Source organism: Jeotgalicoccus nanhaiensis (assembly GCF_015235105.1).
Lineage (GTDB): Bacteria > Bacillota > Bacilli > Staphylococcales > Salinicoccaceae > Jeotgalicoccus > Jeotgalicoccus nanhaiensis.
Genome location: NZ_JADGLW010000002.1, coordinates 376,705 through 393,239, shown reverse-complemented (window position 1 = coordinate 393,239; position 16,535 = coordinate 376,705). Strand labels below are relative to the sequence as shown.

The 16,535-nt window shown below is 32.0% G+C and carries 16 protein-coding genes; 11 read left to right on the top strand and 5 right to left on the bottom strand.

Annotated features, from left to right (window positions below; genetic code table 11):
- Positions 1-117 precede the first annotated feature (117 nt).
- Complete coding sequence (locus tag IR135_RS04220; protein ID WP_135096988.1) at positions 118-210, bottom strand: type I toxin-antitoxin system Fst family toxin; 93 nt, start codon at positions 208-210, stop codon at positions 118-120.
- 171 nt (positions 211-381) lie between these two features.
- On the opposite strand from IR135_RS04220, the gene IR135_RS04215 reads away from it, so the two are divergent.
- Positions 382-1,644, top strand: a complete 1,263-nt coding sequence (locus tag IR135_RS04215) for a Y-family DNA polymerase (protein ID WP_135096986.1) — start codon at positions 382-384, stop codon at positions 1,642-1,644.
- Positions 1,645-1,801: 157 nt separating this feature from the next.
- Here the strand turns inward: IR135_RS04215 and IR135_RS04210 are convergent, their stop codons facing one another.
- Both IR135_RS04210 and IR135_RS04205 read right to left on the bottom strand, forming a co-directional pair.
- Positions 1,802-2,872, bottom strand: coding sequence for a hypothetical protein (locus IR135_RS04210; protein WP_135096984.1), 1,071 nt, complete (start codon positions 2,870-2,872; stop codon positions 1,802-1,804).
- 23 nt (positions 2,873-2,895) lie between these two features.
- Complete coding sequence (locus IR135_RS04205) at positions 2,896-3,294, bottom strand: hypothetical protein (protein ID WP_135096982.1); 399 nt, start codon at positions 3,292-3,294, stop codon at positions 2,896-2,898.
- A 297-nt stretch (positions 3,295-3,591) separates the two neighbouring features.
- Between IR135_RS04205 and IR135_RS04200 the strand changes: the two genes are divergently transcribed.
- From IR135_RS04200 to IR135_RS04190, 3 genes are all read left to right on the top strand, one after another.
- Positions 3,592-3,849, top strand: a complete 258-nt coding sequence (locus IR135_RS04200) for a hypothetical protein (RefSeq protein WP_135096980.1) — start codon at positions 3,592-3,594, stop codon at positions 3,847-3,849.
- Between the two features lie 92 nt (positions 3,850-3,941).
- On the top strand, positions 3,942-5,216 hold the full coding sequence (locus IR135_RS04195; protein ID WP_135096978.1) for a HEPN domain-containing protein: 1,275 nt from the start codon (positions 3,942-3,944) through the stop codon (positions 5,214-5,216).
- Positions 5,217-5,305: 89 nt separating this feature from the next.
- On the top strand, positions 5,306-5,506 hold the full coding sequence (locus IR135_RS04190) for a hypothetical protein (protein ID WP_135096976.1): 201 nt from the start codon (positions 5,306-5,308) through the stop codon (positions 5,504-5,506).
- A 164-nt stretch (positions 5,507-5,670) separates the two neighbouring features.
- Here the strand turns inward: IR135_RS04190 and IR135_RS11775 are convergent, their stop codons facing one another.
- The gene (locus IR135_RS11775) at positions 5,671-5,787 is read right to left on the bottom strand and encodes a transposase (RefSeq protein ID WP_416212701.1); all 117 of its coding nucleotides are present in this window, start codon (positions 5,785-5,787) and stop codon (positions 5,671-5,673) included.
- 899 nt (positions 5,788-6,686) lie between these two features.
- On the opposite strand from IR135_RS11775, the gene IR135_RS04180 reads away from it, so the two are divergent.
- The 7 genes from IR135_RS04180 (at position 6,687) to IR135_RS04150 (ending at position 15,717) form a co-directional block, all read left to right on the top strand.
- Positions 6,687-7,037, top strand: coding sequence for a hypothetical protein (locus tag IR135_RS04180; RefSeq protein WP_135096974.1), 351 nt, complete (start codon positions 6,687-6,689; stop codon positions 7,035-7,037).
- A gap of 560 nt (positions 7,038-7,597) precedes the next feature.
- Positions 7,598-8,917: a hypothetical protein gene (locus IR135_RS04175; protein WP_135096972.1), complete on the top strand. Its 1,320-nt coding sequence runs from the start codon at positions 7,598-7,600 to the stop codon at positions 8,915-8,917.
- A gap of 487 nt (positions 8,918-9,404) precedes the next feature.
- Positions 9,405-10,559, top strand: coding sequence for an ABC-three component system protein (locus IR135_RS04170; RefSeq protein ID WP_228063407.1), 1,155 nt, complete (start codon positions 9,405-9,407; stop codon positions 10,557-10,559).
- On the top strand, positions 10,549-11,061 hold the full coding sequence (locus IR135_RS04165) for an ABC-three component system middle component 2 (protein WP_135096970.1): 513 nt from the start codon (positions 10,549-10,551) through the stop codon (positions 11,059-11,061). The genes IR135_RS04170 and IR135_RS04165 overlap by 11 nt, the downstream gene beginning before the upstream one ends.
- Positions 11,051-12,913, top strand: a complete 1,863-nt coding sequence (locus IR135_RS04160; RefSeq protein WP_135096968.1) for an AAA family ATPase — start codon at positions 11,051-11,053, stop codon at positions 12,911-12,913. Before IR135_RS04165 ends, IR135_RS04160 begins: the two co-directional genes overlap by 11 nt.
- A gap of 710 nt (positions 12,914-13,623) precedes the next feature.
- Entirely contained in the window at positions 13,624-14,151 is a 528-nt protein-coding gene (locus IR135_RS04155; protein ID WP_135096966.1) for a hypothetical protein, read from the top strand.
- A gap of 39 nt (positions 14,152-14,190) precedes the next feature.
- The gene (locus IR135_RS04150; RefSeq protein WP_135096964.1) at positions 14,191-15,717 is read left to right on the top strand and encodes an ATP-binding protein; all 1,527 of its coding nucleotides are present in this window, start codon (positions 14,191-14,193) and stop codon (positions 15,715-15,717) included.
- Between the two features lie 108 nt (positions 15,718-15,825).
- Here IR135_RS04150 and IR135_RS04145 read toward each other — a convergent pair whose 3' ends face one another.
- Positions 15,826-16,506: a TVP38/TMEM64 family protein gene (locus IR135_RS04145; RefSeq protein WP_135096962.1), complete on the bottom strand. Its 681-nt coding sequence runs from the start codon at positions 16,504-16,506 to the stop codon at positions 15,826-15,828.
- Positions 16,507-16,535: the final 29 nt, after the last annotated feature.

Here is a 16,535-nt window from a genome sequence, read left to right as displayed (position 1 = left end):
TACTTTTTATTATGACTGATGTTATAATTCAAGTAACAAAAAGATATTCCATTGCAACACCGAACCCCCAATCTACTGGTCCTAGATTGGGGGTTTTTTTGGTGTGGTTTTCGCCTATCATTCATCGCGTTTGTCTAACCAGTATACAAAGTACGCAACCAGGCACCCGGTGATTATGGGTGCTAAAATTTCTACAAAAAGATAATCCATTGCTTCCACCTCCTCCCGGTCCGATTTCGCCCGGGATGGATAGGCGATATACTAATTATACCAAAAATCGAACGTTTGTTCGATTTATTTCGGAAAATTAAAATGAAATCCCGCATTTTTTATCACTCTTATGCTAAAATAGAACATATGTTCTATATAGGGGTGATCTTCATGTATGACTATAATCTGTGTCCGCAGTACGATATTCTGTGCATTGATTTGAAAAGTTTCTTTGCGAGCGTGTCTTGCAGGCTGAAGGGGCTGGATCCGCAAACAACCAAGCTCGCTGTTGTCGGAGACACCAAGAGCATGGGTTCTGTCGTGCTGGCTGCAACGCCTGAGTTGAAGAAGCTCGGGATTAAAACAGGATCCAGACTGTTCGAGATTCCCGCCAGGAGCGATATTTTTATCATCAATCCTTCCATGAAAATCTATTTGGATTACTCCATGAGAATTACGGAAATTGCCCTCAAATACGTTGCACCTGAAGATTTTCATCAGTATTCCATCGACGAATTCTTCATGGACGTGACGCACAGCTACCGCTTGTTTGCCGCTTCACCGAGAGAGCTTGCCAGGAAGATAAAGACCGAAATATATGAAGAGACTTTAATCGAATGTGCCGTCGGGATCGGTGATAATTTGCTGTTAAGCAAGGTGGCTCTGGATATTGAAGCGAAGCATATGCCGGACGGGATTACCGAATGGCGCTACGAGAATGTCATTGAGAAGATGTGGCACATCAAGCCTTTGAGTAAATTTTGGGGCATTAATAAGAAAAGTGAAAAGAAGCTGAACCAGCGCGGGATTTTTAATATCGGAGATCTCGCTAACTATCCACACGAGTACCTGAAGCGGGACTTCGGCATTATCGGTGTCGACTGGCATCTGCACGCGAACGGCATCGATTTCAGCAAGATCAGCGAGAAACATAAAGTCCATTCACCGTCGATCGCAAAAAGTCAGATTCTGATGCGCGACTACAAATTCAGCGAAACCTACGTCGTTCTCTTTGAACATGTGGATGAAGTGACCCATCGCATGCGGCTCATGCACCAGCTCGTAAAGACGGTTCAGTTTTCCGTCGGCACGAAAGACGGGCATATTTACCGCAAGCAGTTCACTATTAAAGAAGGCACCAACAGCGAAGATATGATTATGAAAAGACTCTGGCAGGAGCTGAAGACAATCGCAGATCCGTACGCGCTCTACCGGACAATCAGTGTCACACTGACGAACTTTATCCCGGACAGCCAGAAACAGGTCTCACTCTTTCAGGACGTCGACAAAATGCTGAAAGAAGAAGCGCTGATGAAGACCATCGATGCACTGAAAGTAAAATACGGACAGCTGAGCGTTATGCGGGCCATCAGCTGTACCGAAGCCTCTACACTCAAACTCCGGGAAGGTTTAATCGCCGGCCATAAAAGGTAAGGGAAGTGAGTTTATATATTCTTAGCTTTCTTTGTATTTTAGAATTTTTACAAAAACACACTTATATCATTGAGTTAAGAATTTCAGGTGAACTATCAATGAATAAGTGTGTTTTATGAGTAAAATTTATTTATAGTAAAAATGGTACTGGGGTTACTTAAGGATTGTAAGGATGATAAGTAACATCATTTAACTTATACTCGCCATTAATTCTTTCTATAAGATAAGTTTCCGCTGTAGTAGCAGGATCTTCACTATCATTTAAATAAAACTCTCTTAGAACATTAACTTCAAAAGAATTTTCGTCTTTTGGAGAAATACTGATTTCATTAAGTAGTCGAGTGGTCTGTACGTAATCGTAGTATTCATTATAATTTTGAATACTTTCTTCAGCCATCCCTTGTGCATCTACCAAAGATTGATAATAAGTATTACCGTTGCTATAAAAATCATCCAGTGCGTATATTACTTCTTTAACAAACATAGGTAATTCCATGTTCGTGTGATCTGGGTTGATATGAATCATTTCTGCAATCATACTCTGGTCTTCTGTTTGAACCATATCAAAAGCTACAATGTCATTATTTGTTGTTTTGTAAAACATTGAGCGAATAGGTGAACCTTGTAACTGATATTCATCATAATCAAGTAACGGTATCCCTAGTGTATTAATAACATCTTGATAAGATACATTCATTACTGGATAGAAATTAACGACCATGTTTGTATCAGGAGAAATGTCAGGATTAGCATATGTATCATTACCGTAAGGCATAGAATCACTGTATAGAACTGCAACATTACCATATACAGCTAAATTAGCACCTTCTTTGGGAATGACACGATCATACGACTCCCCATAAAGTGCTTCAACATCAGTTTGAGACATACTCTCGTTAATAACATTTATAGCCAGGATATCTGGATTTGTAGCTACAGTGTTCAAGAAATCGGGTGCTAGTACACCTAGATAGAAATCTTCTGTAACGACAGCATCTTTTTCTTCTTTAAGTTCTTCAGTCTTTTGTTCGATTTCTTCTTTATTTTTTTCATTATCGTTTTTATCCGCTTCAGTTGTACTATTATTTTCAGTGTCTTTTTCAACCGCTTCTTCAGTGGTTGTCTCTGACGGTGTTACATCTTCTTCAGATACTTCTCCTGTACTTTCCGTATCACTGCAAGCAGTCAGGGCGATAACAGATAGAGAAATCAAGAATAGTTTTTTCATTGTCATACTCCTTTGTTATTAAATTAATCAATTTCATTACAATATTTAGAACCACCGAACAATCTTGAAGCAGGATCATCAGGACCAATAGCCTTTCCATCGAGAACACAATCTATTTTCTCATCTTCACTATAAGTTTCTGTTGATTCATAAGAATCATCATCTTCTTCATGAATCGATTCTTCGTATGATTCAAAATCAGATGTGTTAGGCCCTGAACTAGAATAATTATCGAATGCGACTGCATGTAAAGAAGTAACAAAAACAATGAAAGTTAACAGACAAATAATGATTACTGAGTGAACTGCAATCACTGTTGTAATTAAACGATGTCTTTTTTCTGTTTTTAAAATAATAACTGTTGCAAAAGTGCCTAGTATTAGAAACACAAACAACGTAATAATAAGCGAACCAGAAACCACGGCAAAGCATCTCCATTCAATTCATAAATTTATATATCTACACCAATATAACCCAACAATTACAATTGAGCTACTATATATTCAAATATTTTACATAATAGTTATTTGGGAATTATGAACTAGAAAAAGCACGATTATTTGCTGCTGATTACACCATCCAGAACAAGGTATGCTAATTATTATAATTTGAACTACGTGTGTTCATGCATGACATCAGCTGTACCGAAGCCTCTACGCTGAAACTCCGGGAAGGTTTAATCGCCGGCCATAAAAGGTAGAATATGGATAAGGAGTGATATGATGCGGATATTAATGCTTATTTTATCAATACTGAACTTAATCTATCTGATTACGACGATCGCAGCGAATGAAGCGGGTAATATTTACCTGTCACCGATGGGGCTGCCGTATTATATTGCAATCGGACTTGCAATTTTAAGTGTCGTTATACTCTTAATTACGAAAACCGGCGAAGGCAGAGCGAAGAAATTGAGTTTGTCTGCGATACTGGTTAACGTCGTAGGAATCTTTTTAGTGAGCATATTTTTTATGTAGGAATAGATGGAACGCCTGGTGATGAACTGGGCGTTTTTAAATAAGAGAATAATTAGAAAGACTACTTTAAAATATAAGGATGTGGTTAGATTATGAAGTTTGCTAAGTTAAAGATGATAGAGAAATTATCTACACATGGTTTGATTTACTTTAGTAATGTTGAAGAGCCAAAAAGCGGTTTATTAGAATATAATGATAATCAAATAAATTTAACTTTTGTTGTAGAAGGTTTTTTAGATACATTAGATGAGCTAGAGTTGGACATCACTAATATTGTTTTCATTACTAGTTTTGGGGAGAAACTATTGCTCCGTGATGGGATAGTTTTAAACTCAAAAAATAATTCTAATAATATCATTACGATAGAAGTTATTTACCAATATTTATTATTGGATACCAATCCTCAAATTGAATCAGTATCAGAAGAAAATCACTATAAAAATTTTAAGATATACTGTTCGTATTTTAAAGACATATTCACAAACTCACCTTTTAGATATGGGAGAAAGAAAGAAGACCGTTTTCATAGTAGTGTTGAACTAAATTTAGAGAGTACTCTAGGATTGTGTATAATAAATAACCGTATGGAAGTAACAGATTTTATTCTTGCAAATCAATATAACCGAGGTGAAGATTTCGACTTAAAATTTGACTATACTCCATTTTTAAACTTTAAATTCAAAGAACCTCAATCATTCAATAATATCATTTCACAAGCAATGAAAATACGTAATCTAATCTCTTTCATTACTGAACATCAAATTAAAGTAGAAGAATTATATATATCGACTAAAGAGAAAAATTATAAAATATTTTGGGCAAATGAATCTAATATACAAGTATCTAAACCTTCTAATGAGTTGACTTTTCAAGTTAAACCATTTTTGAACAGAAGATTTTCTGAATTTGTTGACGGATATTTTAATAATGAAGATAAGCTCACTGATATATTTGATACTTATGTTAATTATATATATAAGCCAATATATGAAGATGATTATTTGCTTTCCCACATAGTTATTTTAGAAGGACTGCATAGAAGGTTTATTTGCGATAAAGATATAACATTGAAAATAAGATTAGAAGAAATGTTCAAAAGTCTAGATCGGGAAATAATAAATTCAATCTTTTCAGAGATTGAATTAGATGAAAAATTTATATCTTACCTTAAGGACTTTAGACATTACCACTCACATTTTTTTGATATTAATAAGAAGCCTAGAATAGATGGTAATAAAATCGAAATTGCTAAATTAATTAGGAAAGTAATTAAAGAATTTATTTACCTGAAAATAAATGTTGGAGAATCATATGTTCTAGCAAAACCTAGACAATATCAATTTAAAGAACTAGATAATTTAAAATAATTAACTTAAATATTCATTTAATTAAATAATCCCACATTAATTTTAACAAGTTTATGTGTTGTTTTAGGTATCTATAAGAGGTGATTCAAATGGAAGCAGCTAAAATCAAAGAAGTCATAGAGAGGTTAGAAGGGTTGCCTTACCAAAAAATTTTATTCAATGGACCTTGGGGTGTTGGAAAAACTAAGTATATCTTAGATTCGGTTAAAAAAATGAAAATATATATTATATATCTCTATTTGGTAAGAATAGTAACAATATATTTTATGAAGACTTGCACTATGAACTAGTATCTACTGCGAAAATTATATAGAGAAAAACATTGAAGTATCTAAAGGAGATTAAGTTTTCTCATAGTGGATTTACTATATCACTTCCTTATATAAATGATGTATTAAAAATAATTCAAAACGAATTAAAAGGAAAGTCAGAAATAACGATTATCATAGATGACTTAGAAAGAACCGGTAAATGTACTTAACTGTTTAGACGAATTAAACCGTCTGATATCTCCGACTTCTGCGATGATTTGAACGGCGGTGACATCGCCACTCCTTGGAAAGCTGCTCAGGATGTGATATTCTGCGATATCTAAACCATCTGTTCAATCAATGCCTGCTGTATATCTAAAATCTCCTGACATGGTTTTGAATTTGATCAACTCGTACACTTTAAGCATCTGCTGCAGCCATTAATAAGGCGCCTGATTTTTCTGTGGCACGTTTTGAAGATGGACGTTTGTTTGTATGCCTTAGGATTAAGTTCTTTACTCTTGTTCTGGATAATCCATTCAACATATCTAGATGTGTAAATAATTGAAGAATAGAAAGATAACCCTGATGTTAGTGTAAAACAGGTCTTCTAGCTCAGGGAATGTCATCTGTATCAGCGCATGAATTCGGGTTCTAAGGAGAATGATTTTTTTGTTTAATTCGCGTAATGCTGGGAGAGATTGCACATATCTTCGTAGTAATTATCTTGAAACGTCTTATTTTTAGAAGGATGTGTAGAACAAGATTGATCTAGCTTATGTGTATCTGTTCGATTTGTTTTATGCATGCGAATCGTAAGGCTTTGCATTTTAATTTCTAGTGGATTCATTAGAGCGTAGGCAAATCCGGACTCTCGCATAAAGCGTTGCAACGCTTTGGAGTATACACTAGTAGCTTAAAATACAATGTACGGTATGAAGGCGTCTTTCAGCATTTGTGATTTAATCCGAATATGGACGTCTTTAAACTGAGGCAAGCAATATTTGATATCTTGTTCAAAGACGCAATGTTGCTCTGCATTGTAAATCACCATATAGCTGTGCCCTTTACTAACATAAAACGCGACCACACTTCTCATGATAATTCTCTATATAGCATTGCCAGTACGGTTTCTTGTATTCACATATGAATATGTAATATATTCACTGTAAGAGCATTTAACATGATTAAGGTTAATTTCATAGGGGGTATTATACTAATGGAAAATGAAGGGAATATCAGAGAAAATGTAGTTATTGATATAGACGGTAGTAGTAATACAACTGTTAATGATAACTATATTAGTAGATATGAAGTTGGTATATCGGGACGAAATACAAGAGAATTAAATGCATTTGGTAATGTAATAAAAATAAATGAAATTCCTGATGAAGATATAGAGTTTATTAAGGACGATTTAGAAAGAGAACTGCAAAATGTAAAAGAAGTATTAAAACAGATCGAGAGCGGAAAAAGTACTAACGTATCAGAAAAAATTTCAGAAAAACTGACCCCTTTTGGGTTGAAAATATTCGAAGGGTACTTAAAGGCTAATGGATATATTAAATAACTATCTCACAATATGAGAAGTTAAATTATAATAATAGATGCGTCCGGGGACCGGGCGCATTTTTTAATATGTAAATGAATGTAAAAAATATTTTATTCGAATTAGAACTTTTTTAAAAATCCTTAAAGTATACGCTTATAGTATAAAAACTAACTATAACTTTTAAAGAAGAGGGAGATAATGAATAGAAATCAAATATATCGTTATGGAAGCGTTGTTTGTAACAATTGATGTTGCAAGTAAGTGCTAATTGTAAAATATAAGAATCCATATAATTTATAATATTCTTACTGAGCTAAATCTCGTAAATATATAAACGTGTATAATTTAGATGGTATAGTTAATTGTCAGAGGATATAAAGAAACAATAGTTATCAAAGAAATTCTGAGATATATCAGACATATATCAGACATTCAGATAATCGTATGGATGGAAAAGGTAGTGTATATACACGGAGTAGTTATGGATGTAAATTATTATCATTTATCTTGCTATATATAAATTTATGTGCAAGGTAAAATTTAAAAATAAGAAACTAAAAATTCTAGAGGTGAAAAAAGTGGAAGAATTATCTTTAATTAAAACTGCGTTAAAATTTATTATGCATCTCACAGAATTAAACGATGCCGATTGTTTTGAAATACAACAGACAAGGGGAAATAAAACAATTGTCAAATACGATGAAGAGAAGATAATAGGCTTATTATCTGAAAATAAATCTTTTGATAATTTAGAGATGTACTCAAATAATACATATGAATATCCTATAGAAGTTGGAAGTTTTCGACGCTATGAAGAAGATTCAAGAAAAATTAATCTCGAAGGAAAGTATTCAGGTAGAGAAATAAAATTAGAAATTTCCGAGATGTCATCATTATATTTTTTAAAATCAATTCTAAATTATATAGATGGTATGGATGAAAGAAGTATAAGAAAAACAATTATGAAATCGATGCGGTTTTCCAGATTCAGAAGAAACACGCGTGCCTATATTATTCAAGAAGATGAATCTTTATTTCAAAAGGATAATGAATTACAAAATGAATGTATTGACTTAGTAGAATATATAATAAAATATGTACAGTTTGAAACACTCAAAATATCTAATGAATCTATATTTAGAATAGAGAAGTATAGAAAATTAAGAATTTCTTTCATATTTGAACATGTATATAGAAATGGAGTAAAGTTTGAAAATTACTTCAGTTTGGAAGAATTATTTAGATATAAAGATTTTCTAAGGAAAGTTGAGCAAGAGAATGTAAATGAAAAAATACCAGCACGAGAATATGACCCAAACCTAATAGATTTTTATAGTAGAGCTAGTAATACAGATGACTATTATATAAAATATATTTCATATTATCATATTATGGAATTTTATTATGATAAAGTATATAAAGAAAAATTAATAGAAGAAGTTCAAGAACTTATAACTCAGCCCGATTTCTCTTATAATAATACAAATGATATTAATGGAATTATAAAAAAAGTTAAATCAAGAGTGAAAATAAATAGAGATGACGGACAAGGGAACGAATTTGATTCATTAAAGATAATATTAGAGAAATTTGCATCAGCAGATGAGATAAAGAAAAGATTAAATGAACAAGATATTGAATTATTAAGTTATTATGCTGAAAATACAGTCAAATTTTCTGGAGGTAAAGAACTACAGTGGAAAGATAAAAAAGGGATTTATAGTTCTATTGCTAGAAGGATATATGATACCAGAAACTCTTTAATACATAGCAAAGATAATGAAGACTATAAATGGTATAATCCATTTAAAGATGAAGAAGAATTAATTAAAGAAATACCGTTGGTTAAAACAATTGCAGAACAAATTATTATTAACTCGGCAGAAATCATTAAATAATTAATTTTAGGATTTTTATTTTAAAAATATATCAGAAAAGTCGCTGCTAGTAATACTGGTAGCGACTTATATATTTTCTTTTATTAAAATCTATAAGTGTTTATTATTATTAGTTTTATTTGGTTAAAAAATACAAATAGAAATTGACAAGACCATTAATAACACATTGCAAATTTAGTCATTAGAGAAATCAGAAACTGTCTTTATATCGAAAAATATTTACAAAGGAAAATATAGATAGTCAAGAATAAGAGAAGTACATATAACTGAATTGTGTGCGTTTAGAGAGAAGGAAGTCATGTTAAACAATCGAGTATCTTACTGCAGACTACTCCTAATTAGCAATTCCAGATACAAACGTACACGAATAAGAGAATGACGTGGATGTAGCAAAGGTAATTTATAGTGGATTAAAGAACTTCTTAACAATATATAATACTTTGAAAATTCTGTTATAATTATATATAAATGGTAAGTAGGTGTATAAATGACTAACTCTGTTATGGATGATTTTTATGAAATTGAAGAACCAAAGTATAATCGTACTCTTTCCAATAAACAACTAATCATGGGAAAAAATATGCCACCAATCGATAGATTGAAAATAATATCTGCAGACGAATTTGAAGAGTTAATTGAAGAATGGATATATGGTTACTTAAGACCGAAGTATAAAAAAGTACAGAAGATAAAAAAAGTGATAAGATTAGCAGGATCTGGGGACAAAGGTAGAGATGTGGTTGCCTTTAAGAAATATTCTAAAGATGGAAGTGAGATATGGGATAACTATCAATGTAAACATTATAGTAGTGCACTCACACCTTCTGAAATGTGGGTTGAATTTGGAAAGTTATGTTACTACACATATATTGGAGAATATAGCGTCCCTCAAAACTACTATTTTGTTTCAACACGCGGTGTAGGACCAAAACTTTCTGATTTATTGATGAAGCCAGATAAATTAAGAGATGAACTTATTGCGAATTGGGATAAACATTGTCTCAAAAATATTTCGGAAAAAGAAGTGAGGTTAGTTGATGAATTTAAAGAATATGTTGAAAAATTCGATTTTTCCATTTTCGAATCAATTAATCCTGGAGAACTCATTAATCAATATAAAGATACGATATACTTTTCTTTTAGATTTGGTGGGGGTTTGACTGAACGTCCTAAACCACTAAAAGAACCAGCTAAAGTGAAACAGGAAGAGCAAATGTATGTAAAAAAGCTTTACAATGCATATTCTGACCATAAAAAAGTTGAAATAAATAACTTGGTTAAACTAGAAGAACACCAGTATTTATTTAGCCATTTTAAAAGACAACGAAATTATTTCTATCAAGCTGAATCATTAAGAGTTTTTGATAGAGATTCGAAGCCTGACGGGTTAGATGGATTCGAAGAAATGAAAAATGAAGTTTATCACGGGATTGTTGATATAGTCTACGATGAATATAAAGATGGGTTCGAAAGGGTTAGAGCTGCAACGAGAGAAGCAAAGGCCCTCGCGCTTTCTTCTAATAATGCTCTGAGAGATTTCGCAGATATTCCAGTTAAGATGGGGATTTGTCACCATCTAGCTAATGAGAAAAAGCCGGATTCTGCAGATGAAATATTGTGGGTGATTGATTATGAACAATGATATATTTAAATTAAACCGGAATGTCTTTAACACGCCATTAGAAGTCGGATTAAGAGTATTGAATATTTTAAATGAATTAAAAAGCGTTCCGATAGATATCAATAGACTTATAATTTATGATTATTTTGTTCTACACGCAAATGATTTCAATGAAAATTATGAAAGTTTACATCCGGCTATACCACATCGTACAGGAGAAATAATAATCAAAAGAAAAATTATTCAAGAAGGAATCCAACTGATGTATGCTAAGGATCTTATAGATATTAAGTATACTGAGAATGGTATCTACTATAGTGCAAATGAACTAACTTCAGCTTTTCTTAATTACTTTGATTCGACTTATGAAACGGAATTGATTAAAAATGCTCAAATAGTTATAAATGAGTTCAAGTATTATTCGGAGCAAAAACTATCTGAATATGTAAATGATAATTTATCCAATTGGGGCAGTGAGTTTTCAAGAGAATCTCTAATAAGGACGTGGTTGGATGAATACTAATGGATTTTATATAAAGAAAATATCTGTTGAAGGTACAAATGTAGAAGCCGCTACATTAGAGTTTTCTGCCGGACTAAATATACTAACAGGTCCTTCCGATACAGGGAAATCGTATGTTTTTGAAAGCTTAAATTATATATTGGGAGCTAAAAACAAGCCTAAGAATATTGAAGAAGCATCAGGATATAATACAGTACTAGTTGAACTAAAATCATATGTTGGTGATGTTTATACAATAAAGAGAATTTTTGATGCTAATGAAGTTGAAATATACCCCAGTAAGATGAATTTAATAGAGGAATCAGAATCTCATAGATTGAAATTGAAACACAATAAAGAGAGTAATGATAATATTTCTGCCTTTTATTTAAAGAAAGCTGGTTACGATCATCCAATCTATGTGAAGAGGAATAAAAAAGGTGACCTGAGGACCTTAAGTTTCAGAGATTTAGCAATTTATATTACTATAGGTGAAGATAAAATTATCAAAACAAGTTCACCTCAACTTTCAGGTCAAAATATACATGTGCCAGTGGAAAAATCGATATTTAAATATCTTATTTCTGGTATCGATGATGGTGAAAACGAGATTGGTCAAGATGTGGAATTCAACTCTCCAACAAAATTAGAAGGACAAAAAGAACTGTTAGAAAGATTAATTTCAAAAGAAGAAGAGCAGCTTGAAAAGATTAATTTTGATAAAATTTTTCCTACGTTAGATTTGGAGGGGAAAATGAATGAAATCCAAAGTGACTTAGAGTTGTTAAGTAATGAAATTAAAATTGAAACAACTAATAGAAGAGAGAGATGGAATAAACTAGAAGAAAATAAATCACGTAGTATTGCTAATAGGGAATTGATTAAAAGGTTTAAACTATTGAAGAAATATTATGTTACTGATCTAGAAAGACTCAATTTCTTAATTGAAAGTGACCATTACTTCTCACAATTGAAATTTTCTCGATGTCCATATTGTAACCATAAGTTGGATAAAAATAATGAAAATCATGAATGTAAAGTTAATGAGAACTCTGAAGAACTTGTGCTATCAATTGGAGTAGAAATTCAAAAAATAAAAGGAAAATTAACCGACTTAAATTCAACTATACAACAATCAGAAATTGATGAAGCAAATTTACAAGAAGAGATACAAAAAGATTTAAATAATCTAGCAAATGTAGAGGAAACATTGGAAACTATTTTACAACCAAAGCAAGTTGAGTTAAAAGAATTGTTAAAGGCATATGACAGAGATAGAGAATGGTATATACAATATAAATCAACTAAAGATAGATTAGCCGAATTAGAAAATGAAAAATCATTAGTTACTAGTTTAATAAAAAATAGGAAATCAACTACTATTAATAATAATAAACAAGAAGAAGATGGGATTATAACGTCTATAGACACTTTCTGTGAGTACATGTCTGACACGTTAAGGAGATGGAATTTTTCAGATGATCCACGAGTATCCTATGAAGGTGAAAAAATTTATATAAATAAGAAGCTTGTTCAAGATTACGGTAAGGGATACAGAGCAATTATTTATAGTAGTTTTGCAGTATCTTTTATGCAATACTGTCAAAAAAATTCTTTGCCTCACCCGGGGTTCGTTGTTTTAGATTCACCACTAACTACATATAAAGAAAGAAAATCGAAGAGAGATTTTGATGGAAATATTCAAAATGAACAAGATCTTCAAAATGCTTTCTTTAAAGATTTAGCATCAATGGGTAATAATATGCAAATAATTATTCTTGATAATAAAGAGCCAGCCAATTCTATAAAACGAAGAGTGAATTTTATAGAATTCACTAAGAATAAAGAAAGCGGTAGATATGGATTCTTTTAACATAATAAGAAGTTAGATTGTTGGAGATTAGAAGACTTTAAGTATTAAAAATGGTTGGTAAAATCATGGAATAGCAACAGATATAATTATGTGTGAGAACTGTTAATATATTGATGATTTTTAAATAAATTCTACTCTAAAATGTTTAGTGGATAGAAAAATAAAAATGAGTAATAAGAAAAATCTATTCCTTATTACTCAAGCAGTGATTTTTGTATTTTACAACCTATTAAATGTCACAGTCTTTTGCTTTCATGAGTTTAAGACTGTTCATTGTCACTAATATCGTTACAACCATCATCTTATAGTATCTCGATTCACAGTGTCAGTCATCCTGGGATAATGAACAGTAGTTCAAGTACTTTAATCGATAGGGTGAATATGATATAAGCTTTAATAATATTCAATGTTTTTTCTGCTCGCCAATCGGCCTGCCGTATTATATAGCCATCGGTCTCGCGCTGTTAAGCGTGGTAATCCTCTTAATCACGCAAATCGGTGAAGGGAGACCGAAGAAACTCAGCCTGTCGGCAATAATTGTGAATGTCGTTGGAATATTTTTAGTGAGTATATTGTTTATGTAGGAAGCTATGGAGCGCCCAGTGATGAGCTGGGCGTTTTTTACTAAGTGATGAGAAAGGACAAGGTAAACCTGATAAGTGAAGAATTTTTCAATGAAACTATTTTGATACTCATTGGTGCGATAATGAATGACTCTTATAGGTGCACTTCTTTTATACTTTTTACAGCAGATAATACATAGACTTTTAAAAAGAAGAGGGGAAATTTCGCTGTATTATAAACATGTTCATGATTTAATAAATGAAGAACCAGCTTCATTTAAAGAAAATTACAATATATTAACAATGCCATTATGGATAGAAATTCATAATAACAAAGAAGTTAACCAAGTTGTTAGAAATGTAAATTTGTCTCTTTATAAGTCTGGAGTATTAATAGATAAAGCAACTCAGGTCAACAGAGTAGAAAAGGGGGAAGATAAAATTTACTTAGGTAATAATGGATCTTACTCCTTTAATTTACCTGCAGAATCAATACATCAATTTGAAGTATATTATTTATTTAATAAGACTAAGGAAAATCAGGAATTTGATTCAGTGTACTTAACTTATTACACTTTTAAAAGTAAGATAGTTAGTACGAAGATTTTGGATATCTCACAAGGTTGGCAAACTAAAAGCCTAAGTTTGAATAAAGATTGGATAGAAGGAAATTAAAAATAGATAAGCTAGCCTATAAAGTAAAGGAGAAACTAAATGCATAAACCTTTTAATTTAGATTATTATAGCTCTATTTATGAACTGAATGATGATTATGTATTACAATCATTCATAAAGCTGAATGATCACAAATATTTGCGAGATCAAGACGATAGTATTGATCATGAATATAGAGATTTATATCTTTTAGTAAAATCATTAAAATCAAAATCTTCTATTGAACAAAGAAATGGATATTTTCTAGGTTATAAGTTAGAAAGTAAAATTGATGAGGAATTTGACTTATTACGTTTTAGTGAAGATAGCATTCTTAATATAGAATTGAAGTTAGAAGTTCCTAAACGAGGAATGGAGCAGATTGAAGATCAATTGAGAAGACATAAATTTATATTGAGCGCATTAAATAAAACAATTTACTCTTATGTCTATATCACTTCTGAGAATATGATATATAAACTAAATGAAAACAACTCACTTGTAAAAAGTAGCTTTAAAGAGTTGATTCACTCCATAAGTGATGATTATTTGTACAATAACGAACTTGAAAAAATTGATGTTAATAAATTTATAGTCTCACCTTACAGTCATCCTCAAGCATTTATAAATCATTCATATTATTTGAGTCAAGACCAAAGAGATAAGAAGTTAGAAATAATGAGTTCTACTAGACAAAGAATTTGTATAGAGGGAGAGGCCGGGACAGGGAAAACGTTATTGCTTTATGACATTGCAAAAGAACTAACCGATGAAGGTTATAAAGTTTTAATGTTATTTTGTGGTAATTTAGAAAATCATCATCAATTAGCTGAAACTTTCGAATTTCAGGTGAAGCCAATTAAACTTTATGAGAATTATATAGAAGAATATGATCTAATAATGGTAGACGAGGCTCAAAGGATTTATCCATCTCAACTTGAAAAAATATTAGAATATCAAAATAAAAAAATATACTTTGCATTTGACTATAGACAAGTGTTATCAACAGGTGAAAAACAAAGAAAAGTTTTTGAAGATTATAGAAAAAATACAGAATTTAAATTTATTAAATTGAGAAATAAAATAAGGACTAATCATGAAACAATTGCTTTTATAGAAAAGCTTCTTAAAACCAACGTGAGACATCACCATGACTATGATTATAAAGATATTAATGTGGCATACTTTGACTCAAAAGAAACATCAAATGACTTCATAAAGGAATTATATGAGAATGAGTATCTAAGTATAGAGCTCACAGAATATATAACTAGAACATCTGGTAAAACAAAAAGGAGCAATATACATAGAGAGTCATTACAAGTTCATAACGTAATAGGTAGAGAATACGACGATATAATTATTATATTAGATAATCATTATTACTATGATGACGAAGGTTATTTATGTTCAAGCTATAGTGAATACTACCCTTATTTAGAAGTTGAAGGCATATATCAAGCACTTACACGGGCAAAGGGAAAAATATTTTTAATTATAATTGATAACCCAGATGTATACATCAAGGTACAAAGAATATTTACAAGGAAATTTGATAAGAGTTTATCTCTTCCTGAGGTGGAATAATTGTATCTATTCACAAAAAGAGTGGTTGAAACGACAGGAGCAAACGTTTCATTAACATAGCAACCATACTTATATCTTTTATCCCTCCTTGCAATCTCTAACAGTTACTTACTTACCCTTATTGCGCATCTTTCGCCAGTAACGGTAGGAGGTCAAGGTAGATACGAGCACCGTCACCCAGGCAGTAATCAGGATGATACCGTTAAATAGAGACTGATTGACTGCGAAGGCACCAAGGGCGACCAGTGAAACTTGCCCTGGGATAGAAGCAATAAAGGTTGCTGACAAAAAGGCAGACTGGCTGACGCCTAAGGCGCCTGCACCGTAATTGACTGGCCAATAGGGCAGTCCTGGCATCAGCCTTGCTGTACACATGGCTAAAAAGCCTGCATTACTCAAATATTTTTTAACCGTCGGTCCATGTCTGCCAAGGAGTTTGAATGTCAGGTTTTGACCGGTGAATCTTGCTAACCAGTAGCCAATCCAAGAACCGATTAATATGCCGGTAAAAGAAAATAAGCTGCCGGCTATGACGCCGTATAGAGAACCTGCGACCAAGGCCGGGATAGTGACGGGAATCGGGGTAATGGCAATTAAAGCTGTTATGCCGATAAAAATCAGCCAGCCTGCCCAGCCGTATCCTTGAATCATCTCTCTTAAGACTTCAGGTTCTGGAATATGTACATTAAAGCTTAACCATATCAATATGCCTATGAATACTACTAAAGTTACTAGGGAAATGATTGAACGGGGAGAAAAAGCATCGGTATAATCTTTTTCTGACTTCATTAGGTTTCCTCTTTCCTAGGTATTTTATC

Coding starts and splice junctions, on each gene's coding strand:
- IR135_RS04155 (WP_135096966.1), top strand. CDS start 13,624: ATGACTCTTATAGGTGCACTTCTTTTATACTTTTTACAGCAGATAATA.
- IR135_RS04180 (WP_135096974.1), top strand. CDS start 6,687: ATGGAAAATGAAGGGAATATCAGAGAAAATGTAGTTATTGATATAGAC.
- IR135_RS04170 (WP_228063407.1), top strand. CDS start 9,405: ATGACTAACTCTGTTATGGATGATTTTTATGAAATTGAAGAACCAAAG.
- IR135_RS04195 (WP_135096978.1), top strand. CDS start 3,942: ATGAAGTTTGCTAAGTTAAAGATGATAGAGAAATTATCTACACATGGT.
- IR135_RS04160 (WP_135096968.1), top strand. CDS start 11,051: ATGAATACTAATGGATTTTATATAAAGAAAATATCTGTTGAAGGTACA.
- IR135_RS04200 (WP_135096980.1), top strand. CDS start 3,592: ATGATGCGGATATTAATGCTTATTTTATCAATACTGAACTTAATCTAT.
- IR135_RS04145 (WP_135096962.1), bottom strand. CDS start 16,506: ATGAAGTCAGAAAAAGATTATACCGATGCTTTTTCTCCCCGTTCAATC.
- IR135_RS04190 (WP_135096976.1), top strand. CDS start 5,306: ATGGAAGCAGCTAAAATCAAAGAAGTCATAGAGAGGTTAGAAGGGTTG.
- IR135_RS04150 (WP_135096964.1), top strand. CDS start 14,191: ATGCATAAACCTTTTAATTTAGATTATTATAGCTCTATTTATGAACTG.
- IR135_RS04210 (WP_135096984.1), bottom strand. CDS start 2,872: ATGAAAAAACTATTCTTGATTTCTCTATCTGTTATCGCCCTGACTGCT.
- IR135_RS04215 (WP_135096986.1), top strand. CDS start 382: ATGTATGACTATAATCTGTGTCCGCAGTACGATATTCTGTGCATTGAT.
- IR135_RS04220 (WP_135096988.1), bottom strand. CDS start 210: ATGGATTATCTTTTTGTAGAAATTTTAGCACCCATAATCACCGGGTGC.
- IR135_RS04165 (WP_135096970.1), top strand. CDS start 10,549: ATGAACAATGATATATTTAAATTAAACCGGAATGTCTTTAACACGCCA.